This window comes from Campylobacter sputorum subsp. sputorum, from assembly GCF_008245005.1.
In the GTDB taxonomy this organism is placed as follows: Bacteria; Campylobacterota; Campylobacteria; order Campylobacterales; family Campylobacteraceae; genus Campylobacter_F; species Campylobacter_F sputorum.
Map to the genome: position 1 here is coordinate 1,621,763 of NZ_CP043427.1, position 16,048 is coordinate 1,637,810.

At 26.9% G+C, this 16,048-nt stretch carries 11 protein-coding genes and 3 pseudogenes; 6 read left to right on the forward strand and 8 right to left on the reverse strand.

The genetic code is table 11. The features are described from left to right. Nucleotides 1–36: 36 nt before the first annotated feature. The 6 genes from CSPT_RS08305 to CSPT_RS08330 are packed head-to-tail and all read right to left on the reverse strand — an operon-like array spanning nt 37 to nt 7,984. Nucleotides 37–1,191 carry a glycosyltransferase gene (locus CSPT_RS08305; protein WP_089183158.1) on the reverse strand — a complete coding sequence of 385 codons (1,155 nt, stop codon included), beginning with the start codon at nt 1,189–1,191 and terminating at the stop codon, nt 37–39. Between the two features lie 59 nt (nt 1,192–1,250). Continuing rightward, nucleotides 1,251–3,365 (reverse strand): methyltransferase domain-containing protein, encoded by a 2,115-nt coding sequence (locus CSPT_RS08310; protein WP_089183159.1) that lies wholly within the window; start codon nt 3,363–3,365, stop codon nt 1,251–1,253. Then, nucleotides 3,358–4,581, reverse strand: a complete 1,224-nt coding sequence (locus CSPT_RS08315; RefSeq protein WP_033916687.1) for an ABC transporter ATP-binding protein — start codon at nt 4,579–4,581, stop codon at nt 3,358–3,360. The genes CSPT_RS08310 and CSPT_RS08315 overlap by 8 nt, the downstream gene beginning before the upstream one ends. Continuing rightward, nucleotides 4,581–5,378 carry an ABC transporter permease gene (locus tag CSPT_RS08320; RefSeq protein WP_335582324.1) on the reverse strand — a complete coding sequence of 266 codons (798 nt, stop codon included), beginning with the start codon at nt 5,376–5,378 and terminating at the stop codon, nt 4,581–4,583. The genes CSPT_RS08315 and CSPT_RS08320 overlap by 1 nt, the downstream gene beginning before the upstream one ends. A gap of 60 nt (nt 5,379–5,438) precedes the next feature. Then, nucleotides 5,439–6,596 (reverse strand): glycosyltransferase, encoded by a 1,158-nt coding sequence (locus CSPT_RS08325; RefSeq protein ID WP_033916686.1) that lies wholly within the window; start codon nt 6,594–6,596, stop codon nt 5,439–5,441. Between the two features lie 11 nt (nt 6,597–6,607). Beyond that, entirely contained in the window at nt 6,608–7,984 is a 1,377-nt protein-coding gene (locus CSPT_RS08330) for a mannose-1-phosphate guanylyltransferase/mannose-6-phosphate isomerase (RefSeq protein ID WP_033916685.1), read from the reverse strand. 294 nt (nt 7,985–8,278) lie between these two features. Here CSPT_RS08330 and CSPT_RS08335 point away from each other — a divergent pair. The 5 genes and pseudogenes from CSPT_RS08335 to CSPT_RS08355 all read left to right on the forward strand — a co-directional run. Further along, nucleotides 8,279–8,452, forward strand: a pseudogene (locus CSPT_RS08335) (AAA family ATPase); the annotation flags it as partial. Nucleotides 8,453–8,810: 358 nt separating this feature from the next. After that, nucleotides 8,811–8,993 (forward strand): hypothetical protein, encoded by a 183-nt coding sequence (locus CSPT_RS08340; protein ID WP_033916684.1) that lies wholly within the window; start codon nt 8,811–8,813, stop codon nt 8,991–8,993. A 154-nt stretch (nt 8,994–9,147) separates the two neighbouring features. Further along, nucleotides 9,148–10,373, forward strand: a pseudogene (locus CSPT_RS09430) (MFS transporter). Between the two features lie 68 nt (nt 10,374–10,441). Next, the gene (locus tag CSPT_RS08350) at nt 10,442–10,624 is read left to right on the forward strand and encodes a hypothetical protein (RefSeq protein WP_143297542.1); all 183 of its coding nucleotides are present in this window, start codon (nt 10,442–10,444) and stop codon (nt 10,622–10,624) included. 335 nt (nt 10,625–10,959) lie between these two features. Beyond that, on the forward strand, nt 10,960–11,181 hold the full coding sequence (locus tag CSPT_RS08355; protein WP_161492229.1) for a helix-turn-helix domain-containing protein: 222 nt from the start codon (nt 10,960–10,962) through the stop codon (nt 11,179–11,181). A gap of 58 nt (nt 11,182–11,239) precedes the next feature. Here the strand turns inward: CSPT_RS08355 and CSPT_RS08360 are convergent, their stop codons facing one another. Both CSPT_RS08360 and CSPT_RS08365 read right to left on the reverse strand, forming a co-directional pair. After that, nucleotides 11,240–13,060 carry an aryl-sulfate sulfotransferase gene (locus CSPT_RS08360; protein ID WP_089183161.1) on the reverse strand — a complete coding sequence of 607 codons (1,821 nt, stop codon included), beginning with the start codon at nt 13,058–13,060 and terminating at the stop codon, nt 11,240–11,242. A 166-nt stretch (nt 13,061–13,226) separates the two neighbouring features. After that, nucleotides 13,227–15,019: pseudogene (locus CSPT_RS08365) on the reverse strand (aryl-sulfate sulfotransferase). A 747-nt stretch (nt 15,020–15,766) separates the two neighbouring features. Between CSPT_RS08365 and CSPT_RS08370 the strand changes: the two are divergent. Next, a complete protein-coding gene (locus tag CSPT_RS08370) occupies nt 15,767–16,021 on the forward strand; it encodes a cache domain-containing protein (RefSeq protein WP_089183162.1) in 255 nt (84 codons plus the stop codon). The last annotated feature ends 27 nt before the right edge of the window (nt 16,022–16,048 follow it).

Here is a 16,048-nt window from a genome sequence, read left to right on the forward strand (position 1 = left end):
TATAAAAAAGTGCCAGAGTAAAAATACTATAATCATCTATGCTTTTTTGTTGTTATTAAGTAAAAAATCTATAAAACTATTATCGATAAGTAGTGATTTAAAAATATTTATCTGTTCTAATACTATGTTTTTCCAAGAATTTTCATCAATAAATTTATCTATCAACTCTTTTTTGTTAGTTGTTTTATACTTCATAAAATCGTTAAGCCCTTTTAGTATATCTGCACTTTTAAATCCATCTATCTCTATACAAAGATAACGCATATCGTCAAAAATTCTTGATTTTGTAATCATAACATTATCACAACAACTTAATGCTATCCTTAATGCACCACTAGCACTTTCATCGCTATCTAGATATGGAAGCACTATCAAATCACAATTAGATAAAATTTCATTTACTTTATTTATTGGCAAAAATTCTGAATGCCAAATAATTTTTTGTTTTAAATTTAATTTATTAATTTTATCTTTATATCTTTCAAATAAATATCTAGATGTTTCATCTCTAGGATGTGATATTATATTTAAAATACTATCATTTTGTTTAGAAAATTCACCAAAAGCCTCTATAAGCGAATCTAAATTTTTATGTTCAAATAAAAGACCAAAAAATCCTATATTGAATAATTTATTTTTTTTATTTTTTCTTTGTATTTTTTGTATACCGTGTGGTATCAATGTCACATTATCAACTAAACTCAAAGCTCTTAAAACATTTAAATCGTTTATGGTGTGAACAAAAATTCTATCAAAATTAGATAAAACTTCTATAGCTTTAATCTGATTTTCTGTATCAAAATTTAAAATAGGTTCTGTAGAATGAAGAGTTATGGCTAATATTTTTCTCTTTTTCTTATGTTCTATTAAATTTTTTAGTAACTTGTCGTCTAAAGAGTAAAAACCAAAATGATGTTGTAGCCAAATAATATTACAATTTGTCTTTATATCAAGCGGGTTATCTTTTTGTATTTTTATGGTATTGCTTTGCTTTTGACTCCATGAATAAATTTCATAATCTATATCTAGATTTTTTAACTCATTTACTATGTATGTTGAATATTCAGATATTCCGCACTCATCATTATAGCTAGATATAATAGCAATTTTTATAATTGGATTTTTAGATCTAAAAGCATAAAGCGAAGATAGAGATGATATAAAATTTTGAGTAGTTTTAGTACTAAACATTGTTTTTAAAATTCTTAAATTTAATTCATTTAAATCTTCTCTTAAAACACTATCATCATCTATAATTTTTTTGCAAGATTTATAATTTTGTCTGCTAAATCTTCATATAATGGATCGCTCCAAGTTGAATTATTTATATTAAAATGTGTATTTGTTTGTTGAAAAGAAAAATCTATAAAAGTAGCTTTATTGTATAAAAAGTCACTTTGTGCACCATATTTCGTAACAATAAGAGGCTTCTTATAATAACATGCTTCAACTGCTGGCATATTCAAACCTTCGCCTCTCGTAGGCAAAACTACAATATCACATTGTTCATATAAATTTGCTATCTGCTCACTAGAATAATCATCAAATATTATTTTTATATTTTCATGAAATTTTTTATCAACTAATGTTTCAACAAGATTTAATATATCATTGTGAATATTGTGAAAAGTTTTTATAGTAAGTTTAAAATTAAAATTAATATTCTGAGATATTTTATTAAAAGATTTTAATAAAATATCAACTCCTTTTCTTGGAAAACATGATGAAATATGCAATAAAATTATCTCTTTTTTAATGGAAGAATTTTTAACTACAGTTGGACACAATGGCTTTTGCAAAGGTAAATCACTTACTTTTATAGGCAACAAACAACCATTATCTATAAGTACTTTTTTTATAAAGTATGTAGATACTATAACTGCATTATAATGAGTATTTATAATATCTATAAATTTAGCCGGAATTTTTGATTCTTCCCAAAAAAATATAATTATATTATAACCTTTTTCTACATCTTCTATAGGAGGATAATGCTGATAAATATTAATCGAATTTTTAAAATTTGGTTTTTCATATAGCAAAATATCTTTTATCTTTTTCTCATCATTTAAACTTATCATTAAATTTTCAATATCAGAAAATTTACTATCCTCGTATGGTATAAAATGTAAATTTTTATCAACTTCAATATATTGTAAAGCTATGTTTCTATTTGTAGATGATAAACCATATGATCCATTTATATGGCCTATAATGGTTAAGTCATCAAAATTTTTAAAATATTTTTCATATTCTTTAAGTTGCAAATTTAAAACATGGTCATTTGAAAATTTAATATCTAGTATTTGTGGAATATTTTTTGTATTGAATTTGCGATAACTTTTTTGATTACTGCATATTTTACTTGCAAAAGTATATAAATATGGATATTTTTTAATAACTAATTTAATCATTTTTTTTATTTTTGGTCTATTGTTTATGAAATTTACTATATAAAAAATAAATTTTGAAAATATTTTTTCTATATAGAGTTTTATCCGCACAAAAATATGATAAATTTTAATTAATGGCGAAAAAACTCTTTTAAATTTAGTAATAAATTCATTTATTATTTCTAGTTGTTTTTTTATATCGTTTATATTTTCCAATTGCTCCTTTTTAGTTTGTAAATTTTGATTGTTAAATTTATTTACCAAATCATCAAAGCTTAGATCATTTGCATCATATGCCAACATCTCAATATCTGATAAAATATTATTTGAAGGTAATTTTAGAGCAACTAACGCATAATCTGGACTTACATCATTTATAATATTTTCAATATTTATATAAGAATTTTTATCTAATTTAGAATTTCGTCTTATTATAAATTTTTTATTAAAACTATTATAATCAACAATATGACTTAGTAGTTCAGGTGGTATCGGCTTTTTATGAGTTATATCAGTATAAAAATAAAGCGTTGATACTCGCAAATTTTCAGGATTTGGTGTTTCAAAAATAAGTATACCATTTTCTTTTAATACTCTAAAAGACTCTTTTATAAGCATATTTAAATATTCAAAATCTAAATGCTCTATAACATGAAAACCTGTTATAGCATCTATTGAATTATCTTTACATGTTCTAAGAAAATTAAGTGCATCAATTTTTTTGACATTTAACTCATTTTTCAGACAGACATCTATCATACCTTGATCTATATCACATCCCATTGCATCTATCGAATTTTCTTTTAAAAGCTCAAGCCATTCGCCTCTACCACAGGCAATATCCAATACTTTTATCGTCTCATTATTGTATTTCAAAATATTTAAAAATTTTATATAGACATTTAATCTTATTTTTATAGATTCTTTAGAGCCCCTAAAAGCATCTTCAAAATTTTTATAAAAATTATCCATCAGCTTTCTCCGTATTTAGTATTGTATCTAAAAATGCTAATCCGATAAATTCTGGCTTATTTGATATGTTTTGTATTTGAAAAATAACAGCATTGTCTATCCATTCGTAGTTATCTCCTATGTGGTTTTGATTTGAGTGTATTGCAACAGAAATACTATACGAACCTACGCCCAAATTTGCTACAAATTCAAAATTAAAATCTATTTTCTCATTTTTTGGTACATTTTTTAATATTTTGTCCAGAAAAAAACTGTTTGTTCCATATACAATTTGAGAAAATCTATCTTTTATCTGAAAGCCACATACTAATGAATCTAAATCCAAATTTGCTAAAACACTAATTTTTAGTCTGATTTTTTCACCTATATTTACTAATTTTAATTCTTTGTTTTGTGAATTAAGAATTTTAATGCTTGTAATATTTGCTTTTGAATTACCAGATATAGTTAATACTTGATTACCTGAGCGGTTTTTTTGGATTATTTGCTCATTTTCTTTTTTAGAAATAAGTGCATTATAATAATCAAGAACATCACTTGGTTTTCCATCTTTTAAAATATTACCCTTATCAAGCAAAATCACTCTATCGCAAATTGTTTTTATAGCAGCACTATCGTGAGAAACAATAATAAGCGTCGTTCCTAATTTCTTAAATTCTAAAATTCTATCAAAACTTTTATGTTGAAAATATGTATCCCCAACGCTTAATGCCTCATCGATAATTAATATGTCTGGTCTTGATGCTGTAACTACAGCAAATGCAAGCCTTATTTGCATGCCACTGCTATAAATTCTAACAGGCATATCAAAATATTCTCCAATTTCTGCAAAATCTTGTATATACGATATAAGTTTATCTATTTTATTTTTTGAATATCCATATAATGCACATGCGTTATAAGCATTTTCTCTACCTGTTAAATCACCATAAAATCCCATTCCAAGTTCTAATATAGAAGCTATTTTTCCATTCAATTTTATAGTTCCGCTACTTGGTTTTAAAGTGTTTGATATGATTTTTAAGAGTGTACTTTTACCAGCACCATTGACACCTATTAAACCTATACTTTCACCACTTTTTACTTTGAAATTTATATCATTTAGTATGGTTAATTTTTTTTGATTATTATCAATACCAAACCAACTAAAAAAACGCTTTAAAAATCTCTCATATTCGTAGTAGTATTTACTGATATTTTTAACTTCTAAAATCATTATAAAATATCCGCCATATCTTTATTTGCTCTTATGTAAAGATTGTAGGCCAAAAATATACCAAATACACTAAGCCCTAGAGGATATAATAATGGTAGAATATTAGGTAGTTTATTGTAAACTAAAATATCATGATAACCATTTACTATATGTAGTAATGGGTTTAAATATAAAATTATTTCTATTTTTTGTGGAATTATCTTTATCATATAGACAATAGGAGTTAGCCAAAAAAGAAATTGCAATGCTATAGAAATAAACTGCCAAATATCACGCAAAAAAACATTTAATATACCAAAAATCAATCCAAATGAACTTGCTAAAATGATAGTTAATAATACAAAAAAAGGTAGGATCAAAAGAGTAAATCCTAAAAAATGTCCTAAAAATGAAAAAACGAAAACAATAGATATAAAAAGTAAAAAATTATTTACCAATGAACTTATTATTACATTTAATATCAAGACAATTTTAGGAAATGGCATTTTTTTAATAATATTTGCATTATCTACAAATACATTTACGCTTCTTGCAAAAATTTCATTAAACAAACTCCAGCAAAGCATTCCAGACATAAGATATATGGCATACGAATACTTATTATTAATACCTGGTAATTTATTTGAGAGAACCGAAGATAATATAACAGCATATATCAAAACTTGTGCTAAAGGATGTAAAATAGCCCAAAAAAGACCAACCTTGCTCCTTGCATAACGAGTTTTAAATTCAGTTTTAATAGAATTAATTATAAAAAACTTGTATTTAAAAATATCTTTAATCAAATAAAATCCCAATTATATAAAATAACCTATGATTATATCAAAGAATAACTTAATTTGATTTAAATATAGTTTTTATGGTAGTATAGAAAATAATTTATTAGCATAAATCTCCCAAGTAAAATTGTCTTTTATAAATTTATTTGCATTTTTTTCAATATATTTATATTTATCATAATTCTGATAAATATCATTAATAATACTTACATACTCATCTGGTGTATTTGCAACAAGCAATTCTTTATTGTGTTTTGCATTTTTTAAGGAATTTGCAGCAAATGATGATATAATAGTTATTTTACCTAAAGCCATTGTCTCAAGTATTTTATTTTGAATACCACCGCCTGTTTGCATAGGGGCTATACATAAAAAAGAGCCATTAATAATATTGTATGGATCTTTTACATATCCCGTTATTGATATCTTGTCATTTAAGTATTTATTTAATTTTTTACTAGGGTTTAAGCCTATTATGGTAAATTTTATGTTGTTATTTAGTTTGTGAAAAACATTATCTATAAACCATACAACAGCATCTATATTTGGCTGATAATCCATTTTTCCAAAAAATATTATATGATTTTTAAAACTATCATCTCTTTTTGTATATGTAAAAATATCTCTATTTACGCCATTTGGTATCCATGAAGTATGTCCGAATTTTGACCAAAATTGAGCTTCGTTATGATTTACAAAATATGTCATATCATAGCTTTTGATACATTTTTTTTCATAATTAAATATTTTTTTCTTTTCATATATATATATTAATTTCCAAAATATAGATTTTACATTCTTTATAGATAAAGTATAGTTTTTATAAATACTATCAACAATATCTAAAAATTTTGGCTTATTTATATTTAAGGCATATTTAGATGTTCTTATAAGTGTGTTTAATACAAAATCACATTCAATTACTTGGCTGTTTATGTATTTTTGAATATCTTTAAAATAATAATAATTTACTTGCAAAGATTGAAATTTTATGATGGATTTAATTATATTTATAAGATAAAAAAATTTACTTTTTTTATAAATTTTAAATTTATAAAAGTGTTTTTGACAAAATTGTATATCTTCTTGAGTTAAATCCCTATCTATGATAGATACAAAATTTATATTGTATTTTTTTGATAAAATCCTAAGCATATTATAGCTTTTTAGCCTATCTCCTCCTAAAGGTGGATATGGAAATCTACTTGTTATATATAATACACTTTTTTTAGACATTGTTTATACAATCAAACCCTATTGAAATCATCTTCTATTCTTACAATATCATCTTCGCTTATATGATTTCCAGTTTGAATTTCTATTAAAACAATAGGTTCGTCTGTGTTATTAGATATTCTATGCTCAGTATTTTTATTTATGTATATAGATTCATTTGGATATATATTTTTAGTACAATTTCCTATAGTCACAGATGCTACTCCCGATAATATTATCCAGTGCTCATTTCTATGAAAATGTTTTTGCAAAGATAATCTTTTTTTAGGTTTTACAATTATATTTTTAACTTTATAGTTATATCCAGCTTCCAATATAGTATAAGATCCCCATGGTCTATGCGTTGTTACATGAGTATCTGTTAATTCCGTATTATTTTTTTTAAGTTTAGAAACTAAGTCTTTTATCTTTTGAGAATTGCCTTTTTTTGATATAAGTAAAACATCTTTTGTATCTACTATTATTAAATTTTCTATATCTATTAAAGATATATTTTTATCACAATATACAAAATTATTTTTACTATTAATTGATATCAAATTATCATTTTTTGTATTATCATCTTCATCTTTTGGCAATTTATCGTGCAATGCTTCAAAACTTCCAACATCAGACCAATCTAAATTATTATTATAAACTAGTTTTATTATATTACTCTTTTCCATTAAGGCATAATCTATGCTATTTGAAGGAATTTTATTCATATCTTCTAAATTTATTCTTATTGTATTATTTTCTTTTTTTGATCTATTATAAGCCACAAGAGATGTATTATAAATATCTTGCGAATATTGTTTTAATTCATTTAAAAATACACCTGCTTTAAACATAAACATACCACTGTTCCAAAAAAAATTATCGGATTTTATGTATTGTTGTGCTATCTCGTATTTTGGTTTTTCATGAAACATTTTAACATCATTTTGATTTTCTATCTCTATATATCCAAAACCAGTTTCTGGATATGTTGGCTTTATACCAAATGTAACCAAAAAATTATTTCTTGCCAAAGGTATTGCTTTTAGTATTGTATTCTTGTATTCTTGTTTATTTCTTATAAGATGATCCGATGGCGTTACTAAAACTATTTCGTCACTAGGTAAAGAAAAACAAGATATAGCTATAGCTGCAGCACTATTTTTACCTATTGGTTCAACAATAAATTTAGATATATTTGTTTTAATTTCTTGAACCTGATCAACCGCTAAAAAATATTGTTCTGCATTTAATACAACTATACTATTATCGAAAATTTCAAAATTTCTATCTAATAGTAGCTGAAATAAAGATTTATTATCAAAAAATTTTATAAATTGTTTTGGTAATAAAAATCTACTTATCGGCCACAATCTAGTGCCATTACCTCCTGCTAATACCAAATTTGTCATATTGCTTAGTGCCTCTTAATATAATTAATTAAAAATTCAATCATAACTTTACTTAAATCAGCCAAATAAATTTTTATATAAAAATCTATCAAAAAATTAAAATAATACTATGCATCAATTTTATGTTTATTGTAACATAAATAATATAATTTTCTTATATTATTTATAAAATTTAATTTGCTTAATAATAATTATAAATTAATATGATATGATTTTCTAAATTTTCTAAAAAGAGTTTTAAATGTTAAATTAGTTAAAAAAGAGATAGCAAAAGTTGTGGTTGGCCAAGAAAAGATGGTTGATGCTCTTATTATAGGGCTTTTATGTGATGGACACATACTTCTTGAAGGAGTTCTAGGACCTGAGAAAGCTATAAATTTAAATTTTAAAAGAGTTCAGTTCACTACGGATCTTTTGCCAAGCCACATTATAGGAATGGAAATTATAATCCAAAATAAAATAAATTTTATATAAAATATCTATTTTTTTAGGAGAAATTGTAGTTTTAGATGTGGGTCTTAAATTTAATGAAGATAGTGTTTCAAGAGTTATGCTAAAGCCACCTAAATTTGAGTTTTTAGATATTTTATACGAAGAAGACTTACACCTGGTATAAATTTAACATATGTTGATATGAAAACAAAAGAAATAAAACCTTAAAACAGATGATATAAACATAAGCGTTATAAAACCAGAAATTATGCAAATAAAAACGGAAAATAAAAATAAAATAGGAATGAAAATTTTATTTTAATTGCATCTATTTCATTTTTAGCAGGAGTAATATCAATATTGCTAGCACTTTATATATAAAAACAGAGCAAGGTTGTTTATAAAAAAAGAGTATGAGTTTAGATCTCTGATACGATATTATGGTATAAACAAAAAACTAAATCAAAAGATACAACAGCTTGAAGAAAACTATAAATTTGGAAAATCACATAAGATAGATAAAAAACTTATATCAAATTTAATCAATGAAATAGAAAATTTTGAAAAGTTGAAATAAAATCAATAATATTAAAAAATGCTAAATTTAATAAATTTTTAATTTTTTTAAGATAAAATCCCTAACCAAAAATTTAAATAAAAAAGGGCAAATATGAAAAAAGGTTTAAAAAAAAGAAGAAATCAAAACACTTGGGCTTTCATCGCTTGGAGGGATGCTAGAGTTTTATGATTTTATAATTTTTGTATTTTTTGCCCCTTATATATCAAAACTATTTTTCCCACAAGAACTCGATCCGTTTTGGCAGATGTTAAATACATATGGAGCATTTGCAGCAGGATACTTGGCAAGACCTCTTGGTGGAGTTATAATGGCACACTTTGGCGACAAACATGGCAGAAAAAATATGTTTATGCTTTCTATTGTCTTAATGGTAATACCGACTTTTGCTCTTGGTGTGATGCCTACATTTGAAACTATTGGTTATTTAGCACCTATCTTACTTCTTTGTATTAGGATAATGCAAGGAATTTCCATAGGAGGCGAACTTCCTGGGACTTGGGTTTTTATGAGTGAGTATTCTAAAAAAGAGAGTTTATTTACAAGCACAGGTGTTTTAACAGCAGCTGTTGTAGGCGGAATACTTCTTGGAAGTGTAGCAAGTCTTATCATACATAAAAACTATGAAACTAGCATTATTGCACAATGGGCTTGGAGAATACCTTTTATAATAGGCGGTATATTTGGCATAATCTCCATATATTTAAGGAAATTTCTTAGCGAAACACCTGTTTTTAAGGCGATGCAAAAAAGAAATGAGATAGAAAAATGCCTCTAAAAACAATCTTTATGCATTATAAAAACAATGTTCTTTTATCTATAATTTTCACTTGGGTTTTAACAGGCTGTATAGTTATAATGATACTTTTAATGCCAAATTTTATGACAAATATCTTTTCAACACAAGGTTACTTAAGAGTTGATTTTATACATATGCAGATGATTTGTGTATTTTTAATGTGTTTTGGATGCGTTGTATATGGATATTTGAGTGATAAATTTGGACTTGAAAAGATTAGCATTATATTTGGAGCCATATTTTGCGTTGCAGTAAGCACATATTTTTATGAAGTTTATAACAATACAAGCTTTGAAAACACAAGAATGTTTTATTTTGTAGCTGGATTTTTTGGATGTATTGGACCAGCTGGAGCACCTTTTTTCACGATTAAGTTATTTCCATCAAATGTTAAATTTACAGGAATTTCATTTTCTTATAATGTCGCATATGCAATAAGTGGTGGTGTTACACCAATACTGGCAACTTTTGCAAATGAAAAATTTCCTATGCTTTTAACATATTATATGTTGGGGCTTGGTATAATTTTCATAATCTCGACTATTATTTTTATAAACAAAAAGAGTAAAAAATTTAGCTAAATTTAAAAAATTAAAAGGTGATTTTTGTATAGAAATTCATATCTAAACCACATTTTAAATTTTATCTTATGCTACTAATCATCACAATCGCGTACTTTTGTATAACTATCATTAGTTTTATAAAGGTAAGCTCGAAAGTAGGAAATATCGGAGAAAACCTTACAAGTTCGCTTGGTATGGAAATTTCAAACTCTATAACAGCTTGGTTAAGTTCGCAAAGTAATTCTGTAACAAAAAAGCAGAATTTATAGAAGAAAATCTAGATATTTTGAATATGCCAGATAAAATCCCAAAACATCTTGACTACTTACAAAACGATACTATTTTGATATATTTCAGCTATACCTTGATAAAGACAGATATATTTATGTAAATAATGAAAAATAAAAAATCAGAAATCTTTCCTTTAGAGAAAATGCACTTTGGTATAAAAATACAATGATGAAAGAAAAAACAACTATAAATATTATGGATGTTCATAGAATTTTAAATATAAAATCTAAAAAATAAAGAAAAAAAGATACAAATATCTAAGCATATATTTGTTCAAGAAGAGGGGCAAAGCGTATTTATAGATGATGAGCTTGTGTTTTTGAGCTTAAATGAACACAAACTTTTATGGCTATTTATACATAATATAGATAAAATAGTAAGCTATGATATGATTAACGAATATGTGTATTTTGGAAAAGACACTCAAAAATCCTCAATACATAACGCGATAACAAGACTCAAAAAAAGTCTTGGAGATATAGATATCATAAATATTCCATCTATCGGATATACATTAAAAAAATATAAAGAGTAAAATTTTTTATTTTAGAAGATAAGGTAAATTTAAAAAGGCGAGTTTCCTCGCCTAAAAATTAATTAAAAGCTTTATTTATATCAACAGGAAGTGCTCTATATCCAATAGTTGCACCAAGACCAGTAAAACGAATTTCTACTTTAACATTTTGTGTGCCATCTTCTATCTCATTTAATATAGGCTCAGTATTTCCAGTTCCAAGCAAGAATTTGCCCAAACCTGCCGTAGCTGAATATATAAACATAGTATTTCTATTTGGTTGATACTCTACGACTGAAGTAATAGGGCTATACCAATCAAATCCTCTATCTTTGCCATATTCCCAAACTTGTTTTACAGTCATATTTTTCTCATCTACGACATACTCAACAGCACGACTATATTTCATAGAAGCAAGTGCTGGTTGTTCGTTACCACGACTATCGCCATTGTCAAAAACAGTTACAGTAAGCATACCTTTTTTAGATTTTTCTGGAACTACATAGGCAGTATGTTGTGTCCAAGTCCAGTCAAATCCACCTTTTTCATTCTCATAGCCAGGGCATTTTGAACCTTCATCTTCACAAACAATTTTTTTGCCTTTACTATCAACTGGTTGTAACAGATATTTTTTAAATTTATCATTCCATCCTTTGGCAGCACCCAAAATCCATTTTACTTTTTTATCCCTACCTATTTTTACAACTGCACTTTGATGTCTAACTGATAGTATTATGCTATCATCACTTGCATCGTAATTTACTGAGTTTATATGTGCCCAGTTTCTACCAACACCAACACCAGCAACATCTCCAAATGGCATAGAATTATCTTCTAATGCTTCTTTATCAAGCGTATGACCGGCTTTACTAGCATCTACATTTAAGCAAACTGCACCTTGGTCTAGTGCTAGAATATTTGTATCTCTATATGGATCTAAAATATCATAAATTTTCCACTCATCTACTACTTTTCCACTCTCATCTACCTCTATAATCACATCTCTAACGCTTCTAACATTTTTGCCATCTTTTCTTTTTTGATCAGCTGAAGCAACACGCATAATATATGTGCCTTTTGGAGTTTGTTCTATATGGTGAGAAAAATCTACATATGATAGTGGTAATCTCCTATCAAAAATTTCTCTACCCATTAAATCGTATTTCATATATCTTTGCCCCATACCAAACAGAAGTGCCCCGTCTTTTGTTTGAGAAAAGCCCATCATATTACCTTTTTTATAGATATTTGATGGATCTCTTATCTCATCGGCTTTCATATACCATCTAACATCACCATTTGCATCTATAATCCAGTTATATGGCTCATTATCCCACTCCATTGCTCCGCCTACTGGATGATTCCAAACAGCTTGACCCGAATTTGGAGTAGAAGCCCTTATAATATGATTTAATAAATATAATCTATCTTTAAATTTACTATCCATTTTTATAACATTTGCTTTTGGCAGAGTTTCTATTTGATTATTTCCTGGTCCTGGTAGATATACTGCTGGCCCATAAATCAAATATGTTTCACTCATAGCTTCGCCATTTCTTTTATAGCTTACTTCTACTCTATTTCTATACTCAGGATATAGTCCCCAAACTGGAATTCCACCATGTTGTCTTACAGCGTTATCGCTTACATCGTATTTTATATCAATACCGCCACCTTCTTTACCTTTGACTACTACTTTAACATCTGTAACATCATATCCGCCATTCATAATAACAGCAGTAAGAGGTGCTACTTTGTATGGATTCATATGTATAGCTCCAAGCTTGCCAGCTGGTTTATAGCTAACCGGACCACTTGCACCGCCAATAGCAAGAGCATTAGTAGCACCAAAACCAAGAAGCATTGTAGCAACAAGTGCTGAACTTATAACTTTTTTCATACTATCTCCTAATTTAAAGTTGTAAAATTTATTATATATTTAAAAAGCATAAAGTAATATTAATTAACTAAAGTATAAGAATTTAAAAATTAGACAAAATTGAATTTACATATGTTTGCTTTTAGACTTAAATCCAAAAGCAAACATTTTAGTTTATATATTAAAACTATTTGTTTTTAGGTTTTGGAGCAAAAGCTTTATCTACACTAATTGGCATAGCTTGATAACCATTTCCTACTCCAGTAAATTTAATCATAACACTTGGCTCTTTTGCACCCCATTTAAACTCATCTATCACAGGAGTTGCAGCACCTAAAACCTTTCCAGCAGCCAAATCATAACCCATACCCGCAGTTGCTGAGTAAACCATAATTGAATTTTTATCATCCATGTATTTTGTTAGGCTAGTAACTGGGCTAAACCATTTGTTTCCACGCTCTTTACCATATTCCCAAATTTGCTCAACAGTCATTTTCTTTTGATCTATTTTATAAACAACTGCACGGCTGTATTTCATCTCTGCAAGAGCAGGTTGCTCCATACCACGGCTATCACCGTTATCAAATGCAGCTAAATACAAAATATCTTTATTTGTTTTTGAATCAATTATAAATGCAGTATGTTGAGTCCAAGTCCAGTCAAATCCACCTTTTTCATTCTCATAGCCAGGGCATTTTGAACCTTCATCTTCACAAACAATTTTTTTGCCTTTACTATCAACCGGTTGTAACAAATATTTTTTAAATTTATCATTCCATCCTTTGTGAGCACCAAGTATCCATTTAACTTCTTTATCACGACCAATTTTTACGATAGCATTTTGATGACGAGACGATATAATGATACTATCATCATTTTGATCATAATCAACACTATTAACATGAGCCCAGTTTCTACCAACACCAGTTCCAGCTATATCACCAAATGCACCTTCTGAGTTCATTTTAGCTAGGTCTTCGTGACTAAATGTTTTACCAGCTGCTTTTGCGTCTATATTTAAACAAACTGCACCTTGATCAAGAACCAAAATTGCAGTACTTCTATATGGATCTAAAATTTCATAAAGTTTCCAATCATCAACAACTTCGCCATTTGGAGCAACTTCTACTATAACATCTCTAACACTTCTTACATTTTTGCCATCAGGTAGTTTTGTATTTGCCGAAGCAACTCTTAGCAAATAGTTACCATTTTCTGCTTGATCCATAGAGTGTGAAAAGTCTATATATCCAGATGGAAGCTCTCTGTTAAATATCTCTCTACCCATTAAATCGTATTTAACATATCTTTGTCCATAGCCCCAAAGCACCGTCTTTACCTTGTTGAAAGCCCATCATGTTTCCTGTATGCATAAAATCAGTAAAACTTAAAATTTTTTCAGAATTAAAATACCATCTAACCTCACCTTTTGTATCAACTACAAAAACATTTGAACCGTAGTTCCATTCCATTGCTCCACCCATTGGATTGTTCCAAACCATTTGTGAACTATTTCCTGGTGCCTTACCACTAATGTTATTTACAAGATAAAGCCTATCTTCAAAGCCTTTTTCAACTTTTTCTACTTTTACACTATCAAAAAGTGTTGCTTTATTGCCCAGTAGTCCAGATGTTGGAAGCATTACAGGAGCTGTTGGGATTTTATACTCTTCTGTTACAGTTTCTGATGGTTTTGTAAATTCTTTCTTAGTATAAGTTACTTTTTACAACATTCATATAATTTGCATAAAGACCCCAAACAGGAATACCTCCATATAGTTTTAATTTTTGATCATCCACTTTATAGGAAATTCTTTGACCACCATCTTTTGGAGCTATCTCAACTGATACATTACTTAGAGTATACCCACCATTTTGGATAAAGGCAGTTAATGGAGCAAATCCGTAAGGATTAAGTTTTACAGAGCCAATTTTTCCTTGAACTTGCCAATATATCTTAGCACCACTTGCACCACCCATAGCTAGAGCTGAAGTTGTGCTAACAGCCAATAATAAACCAGCTACTTAAATATTTTTTTCATATTATCTCCTTTTTGTATTTATCATTCCAAAGTATAATAAACACTTTTAACAAATTTTTAACTATAAAATTAAATTTAACTTAAAGTAAAATTTTATATACTTTTTGTTAAAATATCTCAATAAATTATAATAAAACTATAACAAGAAATGAGAAATCAAAAAATTTATCAATTAATCGGAGTATTTACTCTGCTTTTTATATTCCTATTATCTTATCAATTGTATTTAACAATATAAGAGATCAAATTCTAGACAAAATAGATGAAAATAGACATCTATAGCTAAAAACTTAGAACATCAGATAAATGTATGGATAGATGAGCAAATAAATATTATAGAAAAAACTAAAATTATTTTTGAAAGTAAAAAAATTTACGACAATGAAGATGAAATTTCAAAATTTAGTAAAGATTTTTTATATTTAAAAACTAATTTTGACATTATACAGTTTTTTATAGATGAAAAATTTACTATGTTAAATGGGAAAAAAATACTTGATTTTAAAAACAATTTAACTGATGAGAATCTAAAAAGAATAGATAATGCTAAAAAACTTGAGTGGTTTATAAAAACAAAAACAAGTAATCACACGACAATAAATTATATAAAAAACATGTCGTACTCAAAGTTCCAACCGTAAATTTTTGTACTCCAATAAAAGATAAAGATAAATTTAAAGGTGTTATGTGTGGCGTTATAAACATAGATAATCTTTTTAAAAAACTAAAAGATATAAACCCGCCAAAGTATTTTTATTATTTTATAGTTGATGAGTTTAATACTATTTTAGCCAAACAAAATGATCAAAAACTAATGGCTGAAATTTCAAAAACTTGTAAAAATCTAGAAGCCAACGTAACAACATTCCAACTTGGTGATGATATAATAAAACTAAGTCCTATAAAAAGATTTGATTGGAAAATAAGGTGTTGGCGTTGATAGACTGCAATTTTTTAAACATAGTCT

Excerpts from the sequence above, each read along its gene's own strand:
- CSPT_RS08305 (WP_089183158.1), bottom strand. The coding sequence starts at position 1,191 with ATGTTTAGTACTAAAACTACTCAAAATTTTATATCATCTCTATCTTCG.
- CSPT_RS08310 (WP_089183159.1), bottom strand. The coding sequence starts at position 3,365 with ATGGATAATTTTTATAAAAATTTTGAAGATGCTTTTAGGGGCTCTAAA.
- CSPT_RS08315 (WP_033916687.1), bottom strand. The coding sequence starts at position 4,581 with ATGATTTTAGAAGTTAAAAATATCAGTAAATACTACTACGAATATGAG.
- CSPT_RS08325 (WP_033916686.1), bottom strand. The coding sequence starts at position 6,596 with ATGTCTAAAAAAAGTGTATTATATATAACAAGTAGATTTCCATATCCA.
- CSPT_RS08330 (WP_033916685.1), bottom strand. The coding sequence starts at position 7,984 with ATGACAAATTTGGTATTAGCAGGAGGTAATGGCACTAGATTGTGGCCG.
- CSPT_RS08350 (WP_143297542.1), top strand. The coding sequence starts at position 10,442 with ATGCTACTAATCATCACAATCGCGTACTTTTGTATAACTATCATTAGT.
- CSPT_RS08360 (WP_089183161.1), bottom strand. The coding sequence starts at position 13,060 with ATGAAAAAAGTTATAAGTTCAGCACTTGTTGCTACAATGCTTCTTGGT.
- CSPT_RS08370 (WP_089183162.1), top strand. The coding sequence starts at position 15,767 with ATGTGTGGCGTTATAAACATAGATAATCTTTTTAAAAAACTAAAAGAT.